This is a genomic window from Streptomyces sp. NBC_00249, from assembly GCF_026342355.1.
Classification (GTDB): Bacteria; Actinomycetota; Actinomycetes; order Streptomycetales; family Streptomycetaceae; genus Streptomyces.
The window spans coordinates 1,928,974-1,944,620 of record NZ_JAPEMV010000001.1 but is presented as its reverse complement, the minus strand read 5'-3'; the positions used below and the strand labels follow the sequence as shown (position 1 = coordinate 1,944,620).

Below are 15,647 nucleotides of genomic sequence, written 5' to 3'. Positions count from 1 at the left end.
GTCGACGAGGCCGCCCGGGGAATCCCCGGACGGGGTGACGCGTTGGACGTGACAGTGTGATGTCACGCCCGGCCGGTACCTTTGGCCTCGGCCGGCGCGACCCGATCGAATCGACGTAAGGATCCAATGACCTCCTCTTCTTCCCCTTCCCAGGACCCGCGGGACGCGCAGGACGTGCGCGAGCCGCAGAGCTTCACCGAGAGCCTTCGGGCCGATGCCCTGATGGAAGAGGACGTCGCCTGGAGCCACGAGATCGACGGCGCGCGGGACGGCGACCAGCTCGACCGCTCCGAGCGCGCGGCCCTGCGCCGCGTGGCCGGCCTCTCCACCGAACTCGAGGACGTCACCGAAGTCGAGTACCGCCAGCTCCGCCTGGAGCGCGTGGTCCTCGTCGGTGTCTGGACCTCCGGCACCGTCCAGGACGCGGAGAACTCCCTCGCGGAGCTCGCCGCCCTCGCCGAGACGGCGGGCGCCCTCGTGCTCGACGGCGTGATGCAGCGCCGCGACAAGCCCGACCCGGCCACCTTCATCGGTTCCGGCAAGGCCCGCGAGCTGCGCGACATCGTGCTGGAGAGCGGCGCCGACACCGTCGTCTGCGACGGCGAGCTCAGCCCCGGCCAGCTCATCGCCCTCGAAGACGTGGTCAAGGTCAAGGTCGTCGACCGGACCGCGCTCATCCTCGACATCTTCGCCCAGCACGCCAAGTCCCGGGAGGGCAAGGCCCAGGTCGCCCTCGCGCAGATGCAGTACATGCTTCCGCGCCTGCGCGGCTGGGGTGCTTCGCTGTCCCGGCAGATGGGTGGCGGCGGCGGTGGCGGCATGGCCACCCGAGGCCCCGGCGAGACCAAGATCGAGACCGACCGGCGCCGCATCCGCGAGAAGATGGCGAAGATGCGCCGGGAGATCGCCGAGATGAAGACCGGCCGCGACATCAAGCGGCAGGAACGGCGCCGCAACAAGGTGCCCTCGGTCGCCATCGCCGGCTACACCAACGCCGGCAAGTCCTCCCTGCTCAACCGCCTCACCGGCGCCGGCGTCCTGGTGGAGAACGCACTGTTCGCCACCCTCGACCCGACCGTGCGCCGGGCCGAGACCCCGTCCGGCCGGGTCTACACCCTCGCCGACACGGTCGGCTTCGTCCGGCACCTGCCCCACCACCTCGTCGAGGCGTTCCGCTCCACGATGGAGGAGGTCGGCGACTCCGACCTCATCCTGCACATCGTCGACGGCTCGCACCCGGCGCCCGAGGAGCAGCTGGCGGCCGTACGCGAGGTCATCCGCGAGGTCGGCGCGGTCAACGTGCCCGAGATCGTCGTGATCAACAAGGCGGACGCCGCCGACCCGCTCGTCCTCCAGCGGCTGCTGCGCATCGAACGGCACTCCATCGCCGTCTCCGCGCGCACCGGCCAGGGCATCGAGCAGCTGCTGACGCTCATCGACACCGAGCTGCCGCGGCCCGAGGTCGAGGTCGAGGCCCTGGTGCCGTACACGCGCGGCTCGCTGGTGGCCAAGGCGCACGCCGAGGGCGAGGTGATCTCCGAGGAGCACACCCCGGAGGGCACCCTGCTCAAGGCCCGGGTCCACCCGGAGCTGGCGTCGGACCTGGCGCCGTACGTGCCCGCCAAGCAGTAGCCGGCGCGCACGACCCCGCCGCAGAACGGCCGAGGCCCCCCGCTGATGCGGGGGGCCTCGGCCGTGCGCGCGCCCCGCCCGGAAGCGGGGCACGCGCGTCGCTCTGTTACTTGAACTTGCCGCTCACCGCGGTGTAGATGCCCTTGGCCTCAGGACCGAGTCGCGGTCCTGCCAGCCAGCCCGCCTTCGCCGGGCCGATCGAGGTGTTCGACACCAGCGCCGGCTTGCCGTCGGCACCCGCCGCGACCCAGCCGCCACCCGAGGAACCACCCGTCATCGTGCAGCCGATGCGGTACATCACCGGGTCGGCCTGGCTCAGCGCCAGCCGGCCGGGCTTGTCCGTGCACTGGAAGGACTTCTGGCCGTCGAACGGAGCCGCCGCCGGGTAGCCCGTCGCCGTGATGCTCGCGACCTTCGGCACCGCCGGGGCGTTGAACTCCACGGGGAGCGCCGTACCGACCGTCTCCTCCAGCGACTTCGTGCTGCCCTTCTCCGGCGTCACGTGGAGCACCGCGAAGTCGTACGGGGCACCCGCGCCGCCCGTCGGGCCGCCGGTCGCGATCCACTGGTCCGAGGTCTGCGCCCAGTCGCTCCACCACACGCCGTACGGGGCCACCTGCTCGCGCGGGGCGCCCTTGAGCTCGGCGGCCGCCTTGCCCGAGTTGTTGTAGGACGGGACGAAGGCGATGTTGCGGTACCAGCCGCCGGCCTTCCCCGCGTGCACGCAGTGGCCCGCCGTCCAGACCATGTTCGACTTGCCCGGGTGGGCCGGGTCCTTCACCACGGTCGCCGAGCACACCATCGAGCCCTCGGGGCCGTCGAAGAAGACCTTGCCGGACGCCGGGACGCTGGAGTGGTACGGCGAGACCGCCGGCTTCGCCGCGACCGGCGCCGGGGTCGGGTCCGTCACGCCCTGGTCCTTGCCGGCGTCCGGGTCGACCGCCGGACGCTGCGGCTGCTCGGCGTCACGCATCCGGTCCGGGTCCCACAGGCCCTCGATGATCGGGTTGACGTAGTCGCCCGCCTCGCGGAGCCAGTCCTCCTTCTTCCAGTTCTTCCACGCACCCCCCTTCCACTTCTCCAGGTCGAAGCCGTGCTCCTTGAGCCGGTCCTTCAGCTCCTGCGGGATCTTGATCCCGTCCGAGCTGCCGGACGGCAGCGGAGCGGCCACGGTCGGCTTGGAGTCGCCGCCGGCCTGGTCGTCGCCGGGCCCGCAGGCCGCGGCGGTCAGCGCGAGCGCGGCCGCGGCCAGGATCGCGGTGACCGGTCGGTTCGGTCGCATGTCGTAAGTCCCCCTGGGGCTTCGAGGTGTTGAGACGGTGTCGCTCGGGGCGGTTGCAGCACCCCACTATGCCGCCGTCGGTTAGGACGGCGGCCCCCGGGTCCGCGGTTCCTGCCCGGCCGGAACGCTCCCCTCCTCTCCCGGCTCCTCTCCCGGCTCCTCTCCCGGCTCCTCTCCCCGCACCGGCCCGCGCGGCCAAGGATCTTCGGCCGACCCGTGATCCGCCGCCTCCATCGTCGTTGGTACGTACGGGGGATGGGACAGCAGCGTTCATGTTCGAGACGCAATCCGGAAGAGCATCCGTGCGGGAGGACCGACAGTCGTGGCCTTGACCGAGCCGGCCGCAGCCGCGCCACAGACCCCGCCGGTGGCCCCGGCACTGGTCCCCGCCCAGGGAAACCGGGAACGCACCGCAGCGGAAAGCATTTTGCGCCGCCAGGCACAGCGCGAGTCCGCCGCACGGACCTACGCGCGCTCACTGCCCATCGTGCCCGTACGCGCACGGGGGTTGACCATCGAGGGAGCCGACGGGCGGCGCTACCTCGACTGCCTCTCCGGCGCGGGCACCCTCGCCCTCGGGCACAACCATCCCGTCGTCCTCGAAGCCATCCGCAAGGTCCTCGACTCCGGGGCCCCGCTGCACGTCCTCGACCTGGCGACCCCCGTCAAGGACGCCTTCACCACCGAACTGTTCACGAACCTGCCCGCCGGCCTCGCCGCGGACGCGCGCGTGCAGTTCTGCGGCCCCGCCGGGACGGACGCCGTCGAGGCCGCCCTGAAGCTCGTCCGCACCGCCACCGGACGCAGCGGGCTGCTCGCCTTCACCGGCGCCTACCACGGCATGACCGCCGGGGCCCTGGACGCCTCGGGCGGAGCCGGCGACGTACGGGTGACCCGGCTGCCGTACCCGCAGGACCACCGCTGCCCCTTCGGCGTCGGCGGCCCCGAGGGCGCGCGGCTCGCCGCCCGCTGGACCGAGAACCTGCTGGACGACCCCAAGGGCGGGGTACCGGCCCCCGCCGGCATGATCGTCGAACCCGTCCAGGGCGAAGGCGGAGTCATCCCCGCCCCGGACGACTGGCTCCGCCGGATGCGGGAGATCACCGCCGGGCGGGGGATCCCGCTGATCGCCGACGAGGTACAGACGGGGGTCGGCCGGACCGGCGCCTTCTGGGGAGTGGACCACGCCGGGGTCGTGCCCGACGTGATGGTCCTGTCCAAGGCGATCGGCGGCAGCCTGCCGCTCGCGGTGATCGTCTACCGCTCCGAGCTCGACGTCTGGCCGCCCGGCGCCCACGCGGGAACCTTCCGCGGCAACCAGCTGGCCATGGCCGCGGGCACCGCCACCCTCGCCTACGTCCGCCGCAACGGCCTCGCCGAGCGGGCGGCGCTCCTGGGAGACCGGATGCTGGCGGCGCTGCGCGGCCTGGCCGCCGACCACCCCTGCGTCGCGGAAGTGCGGGGCCGCGGCCTGATGATCGGCCTCGAACTCGTCGACCCCGCCACCGGCGCCGCCGCCCCCGCCCTCGCCGCGGCCGTCCGCCAGGAATGCCTGGACCGCGGCCTGATCGTCGAACTCGGGGGCCGGCACGCCGCCGTCGTCCGCCTGCTGCCCCCGCTGACCCTGACCGACGCGCAGGCCGCAGCCGTCCTGGACCGCCTGGCCGACGCCGTCCCCGCCGCAGCCCGCCGGCTCCCCTGACCGAAGGACCCCCCATGCCCGACCCCACCCCCACCGACACCCCCCACCCGTCCCCAGCGAACGCCCCCACCCCCCAGCCCACCTCCCCGCCCGCCCAGGCCGACACCTCCACCCCCAGCCCAGCCCCTGGACCGACCAGCCCACCTCCCCGCCCGCCCAGGGCACCCCGTGGCCACCCACCACTGCCCGGGCCACCGGTTACCTCCCCTCAACCCCCACGGACGTCCCCCCTCACCCGTCAGCCGGTCCCACCCCGCCTGACGCCTCCACCCTCCAGCCCGCCACCCGGGCCGACCAGACCACCTCAGCGACCGCCCAGGCCACCCCCTGGCCACCCACCCCGCAGACCTCCACCCGGGCTGCCGCGCCAACCCCGACCGACGGCCTCCATTCGTCGGCCCAGCCCACCGCCCGGGCCAGCCAGGTCACCTCCCCGACTGCCCAGGCCACGCCCTGGCCACCCACCCCGCCGACCACGACCCTCGCCAGAGCCGTCGCACCCATCCCCCCACTCCCCACGGACGGTCTCCCTGACCCGTCAGCCGGGTCCACCCCGCCTGACGCCTCCGCTGCCCGGGCTGGCCAGATCGCCTCCCCGACCGCTCAGGGCACGCCGTGGCCGCCCACCCTGCCGACCACTGCTTGGCCTACCGCGCCGACCCCCTCCGACGGCCCCCAGCCGACCGCCCGGGCCGGGCAGGTCACCTCCCCGACCGCCCAGGGCACGCCCTGGCCACCCACCCCACCGACCACCGCCGCCCCTCGGGCCGACGGCGCGTCGGCCGACCGGGGTGACAGCGACCAGCTTTCCCCGCAGACCGGCCAGCAGCCGGACCTGCAGGAACCCGTCCCCGGGCACTGGGCCGAAGCCCGCGAACGGGACTCGCGCCTGCCTTCGCCGGCGACCCACCTGCAGCCCGTCCCGCCCGGGCTCGCACCCGTCGAGCCGGTCCCGCACCCGGCGACCCCGGGCACCCACCAGCCCGTTGCGTCCAGCGCCGCCGACCGGGCCGACGCCCCCGAAGGGGACCCGCACCCGGCGTCCCGGGCCACGTGGCCGCAGCCCGTCCCGCCCGGCCTGGCACCCGCCGACCGGTACCAACAGTCGGCCGCCCCCGCCGACCGGGGCGATGGCCCTCACCTCCCCCTGCCGTCCGCCGCCGGGAGGGGCACGCAGCCGACCGTGCCCGGCGAGCCCCCGTCGGGCCATGCGGCCGACCCCTACACCCCGGAGGCGGGCGCCGACGCCGACGGCCCGGAATCCGAGGCGGCGGACTCCGCCCCCGCCCGACGGACCGAGACGGCCCCGGGGGCGGGCGGGTCCCTGCGACCCCAGGCGTGCCCGCCCGCGCCCCGATCGGCCGAGCCGGTCCCCGCGGGCAGCGTGCCGCGGCAGAAGGACGGCACGCTCCGCCCCCGGGTGGGCGGGGCCGGTCCCGTAGGTCCCGAACCGGCCGCGCTGCCCGACCTCCTCGACCACCCCGACCCGGCGGTCGCCGCCGAGGCCGCGACGGTGGAGAACCTGCTGCGGTGCTGGGTCCGGGAGAGCGGCACCGGCCGCCCCGACGGGCCCGTCGGCACCTTGCTCCGCATCCCCCTCCCCGCATCCGGCGCCGCCCTGCTGGTCCCCGTCCGGTACTGGTCCCCGGCAGGTTGGCACCGCTTCGCCCCCGCCCGGCTCGAAGGGGCTCCCGCACACGCCCCCGCCCTCGACGCCGTTACCCTCGCGGCCCTGATCGCCCGCGAGGGCACCGGCCGGGCCGGCGCCGACCTCGTCGGCCGGGTGGCCGACTCGGTACGCCGTACCACCGAGTTCATCGCCGACCGGCGCGAACGCCGCACACCCCCCGCCCCCGTCGCCGGGGACCGCTTCCTCACCGCCGAACAGTCGCTGCTCCTCGGTCACCCCCTCCAGCCGGACCCGAAGAGCCGCGAAGGACTCTCCGAAGCCGAAGTACGCCACTACTCACCCGAACTCCACGGCTCCTTCCCCCTGCACTGGATCGCCGTCGCACCCTCCGTCCTCGCCACGGACTCCGCGTGGACGGAACGCGGCCGCCCGGTCTCCGCCGCACAGCTCCTCGCCCGGCTCGCTCCCGGACTCCCGCTGCCCGCCGGCTTCACCCCCCTTCCCCTGCACCCCTGGCAGGCACGCGACCTCCTCCACCGCCCCGCCGTCGCCGCCCTCCGCGACGCCGGACTCCTCACCGACCTGGGCCCCTACGGCGCACCCTGGTACCCCACCTCCTCCGTCCGCACCGTCCACCGCCCCGGAACCCCGGCGATGCTCAAGCTCTCCCTGGGCCTGCGCATCACCAACAGCCGACGCGAGAACCTCCGCAAGGAACTCCACCGCGGTGTCGAGGTGCACCGGCTGCTCCGCACCGGACTCGCCGAGCAGTGGCAGGCCGCCCACCCGGGCTTCGACATCGTCCGCGACCCCGCCTGGGTCGCCGTCGACTCCCTGGACGGCACCCCCGTCCGGGGACTCGACACCCTGCTGCGCCACAACCCCTTCCACTCCGACGACGACGCCGTCTGCATCGCCGCACTCACCGCACCCCGCCCGTGGCCCGGCCGGGCCACGATGCGCTCCCGGCTCGCCGAGACCGTCGCCGCTCTCGCCGTCACCACCGGCCGACCCACCTCCGCCGTCGCCGCCGAGTGGTTCCTGCGCTACCTCGACCACGTCGTCCTGCCGGTCCTCGCCTTCGACGCGCTCGCCGGCATCGCCCTCGAAGCGCACCAGCAGAACACCCTGGTGGTCCTCGACCAGGCCGGCTGGCCCGTCGGCGGCCGCTTCCGCGACAACCAGGGCTACTACTTCCGCGACTCGCGCCGCGCCGAACTGGACCAGCGCCTCCCCGGCATCGGCAGCGCCAGCGACACCTTCGTCCCCGACGCCGTCACCGACGAACGGTTCGCCTACTACCTCGGCATCAACAACGTGCTCGGTCTCATCGGAGCCTTCGGGGCCCAACGCCTCGCCGACGAACGCGTACTCCTCGCCGCGTTCCGCCGGTTCCTCGGCAAGGCGGCCGGTCTCGGCCCCGTCCCCGCGCAGCTGCTCGACTCACCTACCCTCCGCTGCAAGGCGAACCTGCTCACCCGCCTGGGCGGCCTCGACGAGCTCGTGGGCCCCGTCGACACCCAGTCCGTCTACGTCACCATCGCCAACCCCCTTCACGACTGACGCGCTCCCGCCGATCCGGAGAAGAGCCCGATGCCCACCACAGACACGCCCACCGGCACCGCCCCGGGTCCCGCACTCCACGAGGCCACCGGGCGGCGCCTCACTCCCGGACTGCTGCCCCTGCTCGCCGAGGCCGACCTCCTCGACTCCCCGGCGGGCTGGGGCACCGCCACCACCAAGGCCGGAGCCTTCCGGCTCGAACCCGTACGGCCGGGACGGGACCTGGAACTCCTCACCGGCTGGATGAACGACCCCGAGGTGGCCGCCTACTGGGAACTCGACGGCCCCGCCTCCGTCACCGCCGCCCACCTGCGTACCCAACTGGACGGCGACGGCCGCAGCATCCCCTGCCTGGGCCTCCTCGACGGGACCCCGATGAGCTACTGGGAGATCTACCGGGCCGCCCTCGACCCGCTCTCCCGCCACTACCCGGCGAGCCCCCACGACACCGGTATCCACCTGCTCATCGGAGACGGCACGAACCGGGGCAGGGGTCTGGGCAGCACCCTGCTGCGCGCCGTCGCCGACCTGGTCCTCGACAACCGCCCCCGCTGCACCCGTGTCATCGCCGAACCGGACATCCGCAACACCCCCTCCGTATCCGCCTTCCTGACCGCCGGCTTCCGCTATGCCGCGGAAATCGACCTTCCCGAGAAGCGCGCCGCGCTGATGATCCGGGACCGCGCCCTGCGCAACCTCCTCTGAATCACCGACGCCAACACCTCTCCCTTCGAAAACTCTGCGTCGCGCAGCAAAGTTCCCGATCTTCCGAGGATTCCCGTGCGCATGCCCCCACCTCGCCCGGACCGCCCGTGAGGGTTGATCGATGCCACTGCTGTCGGTGGCGCCCCGTAGGGTTGTCACTGCTATGACGAAGCCCTCCCTCCCCGACCTGCTGCACGCCGCCGTCTCCGCCGTCGGCGGCACGGAGCGGCCCGGCCAGGTGGCCATGGCCGAAGCCGTCGCCGAAGCGATCGATGACAACTCCCACCGGCTGATCCAGGCCGGTACCGGCACGGGCAAGTCCCTGGGCTACCTGGTGCCGGCCCTCGCGCACGGCGAGCGCGTCGTCGTCGCCACCGCGACGCTGGCCCTCCAGCGCCAGCTGGTCGAGCGTGACCTGCCGCGCACGGTCGAGGCACTGCATCCGCAGCTGCGGCGCCGTCCGCAGTTCGCCATGCTCAAGGGCCGGTCCAACTACCTCTGCCTGCACCGCCTGCACGAAGGGGCCCCGCAGGACGAGGAGGAGGGGCTCTTCGACCAGTTCGAGGCGGCCACCCCCACCAGCAAGCTCGGCAAGGACCTGATCCGGCTGCGCGACTGGGCCGACGAGACCGAGACCGGCGACCGCGACGACCTCACCCCCGGTGTCTCGGACAAGGCCTGGGGCCAGATCTCGGTCTCCTCCCGGGAGTGCCTGGGCGCCACGAAGTGCGCGTACGGGGCGGAGTGCTTCGCCGAGGCGGCCCGCGAGCGGGCCAAGCTCGCCGATGTGGTCGTCACCAACCACGCGCTGCTCGCCATCGACGCCATCGAAGGCGCCCCGGTGCTCCCGCAGCACGAGGTGCTGATCGTGGACGAGGCCCACGAGCTGGTCTCCCGCGTCACCGGCGTCGCCACCGGCGAGCTCACCCCGGGGCAGGTCAACCGGGCTGTGAAGCGTGCGGCGAAGCTGGTCGACGAGAAGACGGCGGACTCCCTCCAGACCGCCTCCGAGTCCTTCGAGCGCGTCATGGAGCTGGCGCTCCCCGGCCGCCTGGAGGAGATCCCCGAGGACCTCGGGTACGCGCTGATGGCCCTCCGGGACGCCGCGCGCAACGTGATCTCCGCGATCGGCGCCACCCGCGACAAGTCCGTCCACGACGAGGACGCCGTCCGCAAGCAGGCGCTGGCGGCGGTGGAGAGCATCCACGGCGTGGCGGAGCGGATCACCAACGGCTCCGAGTACGACGTCGTCTGGTACGAGCGCCACGACCGCTTCGGCGCCACCCTGCGGGTCGCACCGCTCTCGGTGTCCGGGCTGCTGCGCGAGAAGCTGTTCGAGGACCGCTCGGTGGTCCTGACCTCCGCCACCCTCAAGCTGGGCGGCGACTTCAACGGGGTCGCGGCCTCGCTCGGTCTCTCCGCCGAAGGGGTCGAGGGGGAGGGCGTGCCCGTCTGGCGGGGACTGGATGTCGGGTCCCCCTTCGACTACCCCAAGCAGGGCATCCTCTACGTCGCCAAGCACCTGGCCACCCCGGGCCGCGAGGGCACCCGCGGCGACATGATGGACGAGCTGGCGGAGCTGATCGAGGCGGCCGGCGGCCGCACGCTCGGTCTCTTCTCCTCGATGCGCGGCGCCAAGGCGGCGGCGGAGGAGCTCCGGGGCCGACTCGACAACCCGATCCTGCTCCAGGGCGAGGAGACGCTCGGCGAACTGATCAAGACGTTCGCGGCCGACCCGAAGACCTGCCTGTTCGGGACGCTCTCGCTCTGGCAGGGCGTGGACGTGCCCGGCCCGAGCTGCCAGCTCGTGATCATGGACCGGATCCCGTTCCCCCGTCCCGACGACCCGCTGATGAGCGCGCGGCAGAAGTCGGTCGAGGAACACGGGGGCAACGGCTTCATGGCCGTCGCCGCCACCCATGCGGCGCTGCTCATGGCCCAGGGCGCGGGCCGCCTCGTACGGGCCTCGGGCGACCGGGGTGTCGTCGCCGTCCTGGACCCCCGCCTGGCCACGGCCCGGTACGGGAGCTTCCTGCGGGCCACGCTGCCCGACTTCTGGTACACCACGGACCGTAACCAGGTGCGCCGCTCCCTGGCTGCCATCGACGCGACCGCCAAGGCCGACGGCAAGTAGCTCGCCGGGCATGGAACAGCTCCGGGACCGGCGCAGTGGGTCCCGGAGCTGGCTGAGGGCCGTCGGGCCGGTCAGACCCGACGCAGTACCGCGACGACCTTGCCGAGGATGGTGGCCTCGTCGCCGGGGATCGGCTGGTAGGCGGCATTGTGCGGAAGCAGCCACACATGGCCGTCCTCCCGCTTGAACCGCTTGACCGTGGCCTCGCCGTCCAGCATCGCGGCGACGATGTCGCCGTTCTCCGCGACGGGCTGGCGACGGACGGTGACCCAGTCGCCGTCACAGATCGCTGCCTCGATCATCGAGTCACCGACGACCTTGAGGACGAAGAGCTCGCCGTCGCCCACGAGCTGGCGGGGCAGCGGGAAGACGTCCTCGACCGACTCCTCGGCGAGGATCGGGCCGCCGGCCGCGATCCGGCCGACCAGGGGAACGTAGGAGGCCGCGGGCTTGCCGGTGGTGTCGGTGGGCTGCGAGCTCGGCTGGTCCGAGCCGCGTACCTCGTAGGCGCGGGGCCGGTGCGGGTCGCGGCGCAGGAAGCCCTTCCGCTCCAGGGCCATCAGCTGGTGTGCCACGGACGAGGTGCTGGAGAGGCCGACCGCCTGGCCGATCTCCCGCATCGACGGCGGGTAGCCGCGCCGCTGCACGGAGTCCCGGATGACTTCGATGACCCTCCGCTGCCGGTCCGTGAGCCCGGAGCTGTCGGCGCGGATGCCTGGAGGTCGCCCTGGCAGCGAGCGTGCGGGGCGTACGGGCTCCGCCTCCGGGTTCTGACTTGCGTCATTCATGGCATGCACCGGCTCGAGTCGGCTCTGGGAGCGGTTCTGGGCAGTGATGGTGGCACTGTCTGCGGTGGTGGTCACGTCGGCCCCTCTCGAAATGTTCTCCCTAGCTGGACAACGGTAGTAGCTTTCGAAAGGTTGCGCCAAACACACGTTCGAGTGAAAAATTGCGGATCGCCCGCCTGGGTGAGAACGGCGGGTGTATGGGCGACCGCTGTCGGTAGCCGGACCGGCGCCCGGCGTCGACGGCTGCGATCGGCGGCCATGCAGTCGGGAGGCTCGGGCGGCGTCGGGCGGGCGTCGTGCGGCGGGCCCGCGGACCGAACGCGGGTTCGGCTCAGGCCCTGCTGCTTACGGTACCCTTCCCGGTTGGATCGCCACCTCCGGGGCTCGCCCAGTGTGGCACTCGGAGCCCCTGTGTCCGCCTGTGCGGCGCTGCGACACGCGGAGCCGTGTAAATCCGCCACAACCCAAGATCTAGTGGTTGGATGAGCGCTGCCACCCAGAAGTTGTGGTCCTCGGTCCGCCGGAGTCCGCGACATCGCATATGCTTGTGGCTGCTTCACGAGCCCCCGGCGAAGACTTGTCTCCGTCGTTCAGGGGTTCCGTGGGGTGATTCAGTCGTGCCGAACGAAGGGTGAGGGAACCATGCACTGCCCCTTCTGCAGGCACCCCGACAGTCGCGTCGTCGACAGCCGGACGACGGACGACGGTACGTCGATCCGCCGGCGCCGTCAGTGCCCCGACTGCTCCCGTCGCTTCACGACGGTGGAGACGGCCTCGCTGATGGTGATCAAGCGCAGCGGGGTGACCGAACCCTTCAGTCGCACCAAGGTCATCTCTGGCGTCCGCAAGGCGTGCCAGGGGCGGCCGGTCACCGAGGACGCCCTCGCCAAGCTCGGCCAGCGGGTCGAGGAGGCGGTGCGCGCCACCGGGAGCGCCGAGCTGACCACCCACGACGTGGGTCTGGCCATACTCGGCCCGTTGCAGGAACTCGACCTCGTCGCATACCTGCGGTTCGCATCCGTTTACAAAGCGTTCGACACCCTTGAAGACTTCGAGGCCGCCATCGCGGAACTGCGCGAGCGGCCTCACCCCCATGAGTGCGAGCCCGGAGGGACCCCCCCGGTCGTCCCCGTGCCCGCCTCCGCCGCCGACTGACCGGACGGGCCGCAGCGCAGCGCGGCAGGACCCGGTCGTCGGCATGGCGAAATTCGCAGAAACAAGACACACAGCACCGTGCCGCGGAATATCGCTGGCACTTTAGGGCGTTTTTGCCCGCATATGGCGCATATGGGAGGCGGCATGACAGAGACGGCGAGCGGCTCGGCGCGAGGTTCCCGTACCAAGGGGACCAAGGCTGCCAAGGGCGGCCTGCGTATCGAGCGCATCCACACCACCCCGGGCGTGCACCCGTACGACGAGGTGAGCTGGGAGCTCCGTGACGTCGTCATGACCAACTGGCGCGACGGCTCGGTCAACTTCGAGCAGCGTGGCGTCGAGTTCCCCGACTTCTGGTCGGTGAACGCGGTCAACATCGTCACCAGCAAGTACTTCCGTGGCGCGGTGGGTACCCCGCAGCGCGAGACCGGTCTGAAGCAGCTCATCGACCGGATCGTGAAGACCTACACGAAGGCCGGTGACGAGCACGGCTACTTCTCCTCCCCGGCCGACTCGGAGATCTTCGAGCACGAGCTGACCTACGCGCTCCTGCACCAGATCTTCAGCTTCAACTCGCCGGTCTGGTTCAACGTCGGCACGCCCCAGCCGCAGCAGGTCTCCGCCTGCTTCATCCTCGCCGTCGACGACTCCATGGAGTCGATCCTCGACTGGTACAAGGAAGAGGGCATGATTTTCAAGGGCGGCTCCGGCGCCGGCCTGAACCTCTCCCGCATCCGCTCCTCCAAGGAGCTCCTCTCCTCCGGCGGCAACGCCTCCGGCCCGGTCTCCTTCATGCGCGGCGCCGACGCGTCCGCAGGAACGATCAAGTCGGGCGGCGCCACCCGCCGCGCGGCCAAGATGGTCGTCCTGGACGTGGACCACCCGGACGTCGAGGACTTCATCGCCACCAAGGTGAAGGAGGAGGAGAAGATCCGCGCCCTGCGCGACGCGGGCTTCGACATGGACCTGGGCGGCGACGACATCACGTCCGTCCAGTACCAGAACGCCAACAACTCCGTCCGTGTGAACGACGAGTTCATGACGGCCGTCGAGAACGGCACCGAGTTCGGCCTGCGTGCCCGCATGACCGGCGAGGTCATCGAGAAGGTCGACGCCAAGGCGCTCTTCCGCAAGCTCGCCGAGGCCGCGTGGGCGTGTGCCGACCCGGGCATCCAGTACGACGGTGTGATCAACAACTGGCACACCTGCCCCGAGTCCGGCCGCATCACCGCGTCCAACCCGTGCAGCGAGTACATGCACCTGGACAACACGTCCTGCAACCTCGCCTCCCTCAACCTGATGAAGTTCCTCGACGACGACGGCAAGGGCAGCCAGTCCTTCGACGCCGAGCGCTTCTCCAAGGTCGTCGAGCTGGTCATCACCGCGATGGACATCTCGATCTGCTTCGCGGACTTCCCGACGCAGAAGATCGGCGAGAACACCCGCGCCTTCCGCCAGCTGGGCATCGGCTACGCCAACCTCGGCGCCCTGCTGATGGCCACCGGCCACGCGTACGACTCCGACGGCGGCCGCACCCTCGCCGCCTCGATCACCTCGCTGATGACCGGCACCGCGTACAAGCGCTCCGCCGAGCTGGCCGCGATCGTCGGCCCGTACGACGGCTACGCCCGCAACGCCGAGTCGCACAAGCGCGTCATGAAGCAGCACTCCGACGCGAACGCCGTCGCCCCGCGCACCGAGGACCTGGACAACGTCATCTGGGCCGCGGCCACCGAGGCCTGGCAGGACGTCCTGCGCCTCGGCGAGGCGAACGGCTTCCGCAACTCCCAGGCCTCCGTCCTCGCGCCGACCGGCACCATCGGTCTCGCGATGTCCTGCGACACCACCGGTGTCGAGCCGGACCTGGCCCTGGTCAAGTTCAAGAAGCTCGTCGGCGGCGGCTCGATGCAGATCGTCAACGGCACCGTCCCGCAGGCCCTGCGCCGCCTGGGCTACCAGGAGGAGCAGATCGAGGCGATCGTCGCCCACATCGCCGAGCACGGCAATGTCGTCGACGCCCCCGGCCTGAAGGCCGAGCACTACTCGGTGTTCGACTGCGCGATGGGCGAGCGCTCCATCTCCGCGATGGGCCACGTCCGCATGATGGCCGCGATCCAGCCCTGGATCTCCGGCGCGATCTCGAAGACGGTCAACATGCCGGAGACGGCGACCGTCGAGGAGATCGAGGAGATCTACTTCGAGGCGTGGAAGCTGGGCGTCAAGGCGCTCGCGATCTACCGCGACAACTGCAAGGTCGGCCAGCCCCTCTCCGCGAAGAAGAAGGAGGAGGAGAAGGCCGAGGTCACGGCGAAGGCCGAGGACACGATCCGCACGGCGGTCGAGAAGGTCATCGAGTACCGTCCCGTCCGCAAGCGCCTCCCCAAGGGCCGCCCGGGGATCACCACCTCCTTCACCGTCGGTGGCGCCGAGGGCTACATGACGGCGAACTCCTACCCGGACGACGGTCTGGGCGAGGTCTTCCTGAAGATGTCCAAGCAGGGTTCGACCCTCGCGGGCATGATGGACGCCTTCTCCATCGCCGTCTCGGTCGGTCTGCAGTACGGCGTCCCGCTGGAGACGTACGTCGCGAAGTTCACCAACATGCGCTTCGAGCCGGCCGGTATGACGGACGACCCGGACGTGCGGATGGCGCAGTCGATCGTCGACTACATCTTCCGCCGCGTGGCGCTGGACTTCCTGCCCTTCGAGACCCGCTCGGCCCTCGGCATCCACTCCGCCGAGGAGCGTCAGCGCCACCTCGACACCGGCTCCTACGAGCCGCTCGAGGAGGAGCTCGACACCGAGTCCCTCGCGCAGTCGGCGCCGGTCGCCGCCGCCCCGGCGCCCAAGCCGGTCGTGGTCGTCCCGGTCCCGGCCCCGAAGACGGCGCACAGCAACGCCGAACTGGTCGAGATGCAGATGGGCGTCTCCGCCGACGCTCCGCTCTGCTTCTCCTGCGGTACGAAGATGCAGCGCGCCGGCTCCTGCTACATCTGCGAGGGCTGCGGCTCCACCAGCGGCTGCAGCTGATCACCGAGCACGCCTAGCTGACTGAG

Annotated in this window: 10 protein-coding genes; 7 read left to right on the top strand and 3 right to left on the bottom strand. The window is 72.0% G+C overall.

All coding sequences use genetic code 11. The features are described 5' to 3' along the window. Positions 1-126: 126 nt before the first annotated feature. The gene (gene hflX, locus OOK31_RS08530) at positions 127-1,632 is read left to right on the top strand and encodes a GTPase HflX (RefSeq protein WP_267011731.1); all 1,506 of its coding nucleotides are present in this window, start codon (positions 127-129) and stop codon (positions 1,630-1,632) included. Positions 1,633-1,738: 106 nt separating this feature from the next. On the opposite strand, the gene OOK31_RS08525 is transcribed toward hflX, so the two are convergent. Continuing rightward, a complete protein-coding gene (locus OOK31_RS08525) occupies positions 1,739-2,914 on the bottom strand; it encodes a serine protease (RefSeq protein ID WP_267011730.1) in 1,176 nt (391 codons plus the stop codon). Positions 2,915-3,236: 322 nt separating this feature from the next. Here OOK31_RS08525 and OOK31_RS08520 point away from each other — a divergent pair, with 322 nt between their 5' ends. Next, positions 3,237-4,616 (top strand): diaminobutyrate--2-oxoglutarate transaminase family protein, encoded by a 1,380-nt coding sequence (locus OOK31_RS08520; protein ID WP_267011729.1) that lies wholly within the window; start codon positions 3,237-3,239, stop codon positions 4,614-4,616. Positions 4,617-4,847: 231 nt separating this feature from the next. Here the strand turns inward: OOK31_RS08520 and OOK31_RS08515 are convergent, their stop codons facing one another. After that, the gene (locus tag OOK31_RS08515) at positions 4,848-5,120 is read right to left on the bottom strand and encodes a hypothetical protein (protein ID WP_267011728.1); all 273 of its coding nucleotides are present in this window, start codon (positions 5,118-5,120) and stop codon (positions 4,848-4,850) included. A 679-nt stretch (positions 5,121-5,799) separates the two neighbouring features. Between OOK31_RS08515 and OOK31_RS08510 the strand changes: the two genes are divergently transcribed. From OOK31_RS08510 to OOK31_RS08500, 3 genes are all read left to right on the top strand, one after another. Further along, entirely contained in the window at positions 5,800-7,809 is a 2,010-nt protein-coding gene (locus OOK31_RS08510) for an IucA/IucC family protein (RefSeq protein WP_267011727.1), read from the top strand. A 30-nt stretch (positions 7,810-7,839) separates the two neighbouring features. Further along, entirely contained in the window at positions 7,840-8,514 is a 675-nt protein-coding gene (locus tag OOK31_RS08505; RefSeq protein WP_267011726.1) for a GNAT family N-acetyltransferase, read from the top strand. Positions 8,515-8,677: 163 nt separating this feature from the next. Further along, complete coding sequence (locus tag OOK31_RS08500; RefSeq protein WP_267011725.1) at positions 8,678-10,648, top strand: ATP-dependent DNA helicase; 1,971 nt, start codon at positions 8,678-8,680, stop codon at positions 10,646-10,648. 71 nt (positions 10,649-10,719) lie between these two features. On the opposite strand, the gene lexA is transcribed toward OOK31_RS08500, so the two are convergent. Continuing rightward, on the bottom strand, positions 10,720-11,511 hold the full coding sequence (lexA, locus tag OOK31_RS08495; RefSeq protein WP_267011724.1) for a transcriptional repressor LexA: 792 nt from the start codon (positions 11,509-11,511) through the stop codon (positions 10,720-10,722). A gap of 567 nt (positions 11,512-12,078) precedes the next feature. On the opposite strand from lexA, the gene nrdR reads away from it, so the two are divergent. Further along, entirely contained in the window at positions 12,079-12,591 is a 513-nt protein-coding gene (nrdR, locus tag OOK31_RS08490) for a transcriptional regulator NrdR (RefSeq protein WP_267011723.1), read from the top strand. A 144-nt stretch (positions 12,592-12,735) separates the two neighbouring features. Beyond that, positions 12,736-15,621 carry a vitamin B12-dependent ribonucleotide reductase gene (locus OOK31_RS08485; RefSeq protein WP_267011722.1) on the top strand — a complete coding sequence of 962 codons (2,886 nt, stop codon included), beginning with the start codon at positions 12,736-12,738 and terminating at the stop codon, positions 15,619-15,621. The last annotated feature ends 26 nt before the right edge of the window (positions 15,622-15,647 follow it).

Coding starts and splice junctions, on each gene's coding strand:
- hflX (WP_267011731.1), top strand. CDS start 127: ATGACCTCCTCTTCTTCCCCTTCCCAGGACCCGCGGGACGCGCAGGAC.
- OOK31_RS08525 (WP_267011730.1), bottom strand. CDS start 2,914: ATGCGACCGAACCGACCGGTCACCGCGATCCTGGCCGCGGCCGCGCTC.
- OOK31_RS08515 (WP_267011728.1), bottom strand. CDS start 5,120: ATGGGTGCGACGGCTCTGGCGAGGGTCGTGGTCGGCGGGGTGGGTGGC.
- OOK31_RS08505 (WP_267011726.1), top strand. CDS start 7,840: ATGCCCACCACAGACACGCCCACCGGCACCGCCCCGGGTCCCGCACTC.
- OOK31_RS08500 (WP_267011725.1), top strand. CDS start 8,678: ATGACGAAGCCCTCCCTCCCCGACCTGCTGCACGCCGCCGTCTCCGCC.
- nrdR (WP_267011723.1), top strand. CDS start 12,079: ATGCACTGCCCCTTCTGCAGGCACCCCGACAGTCGCGTCGTCGACAGC.
- OOK31_RS08485 (WP_267011722.1), top strand. CDS start 12,736: ATGACAGAGACGGCGAGCGGCTCGGCGCGAGGTTCCCGTACCAAGGGG.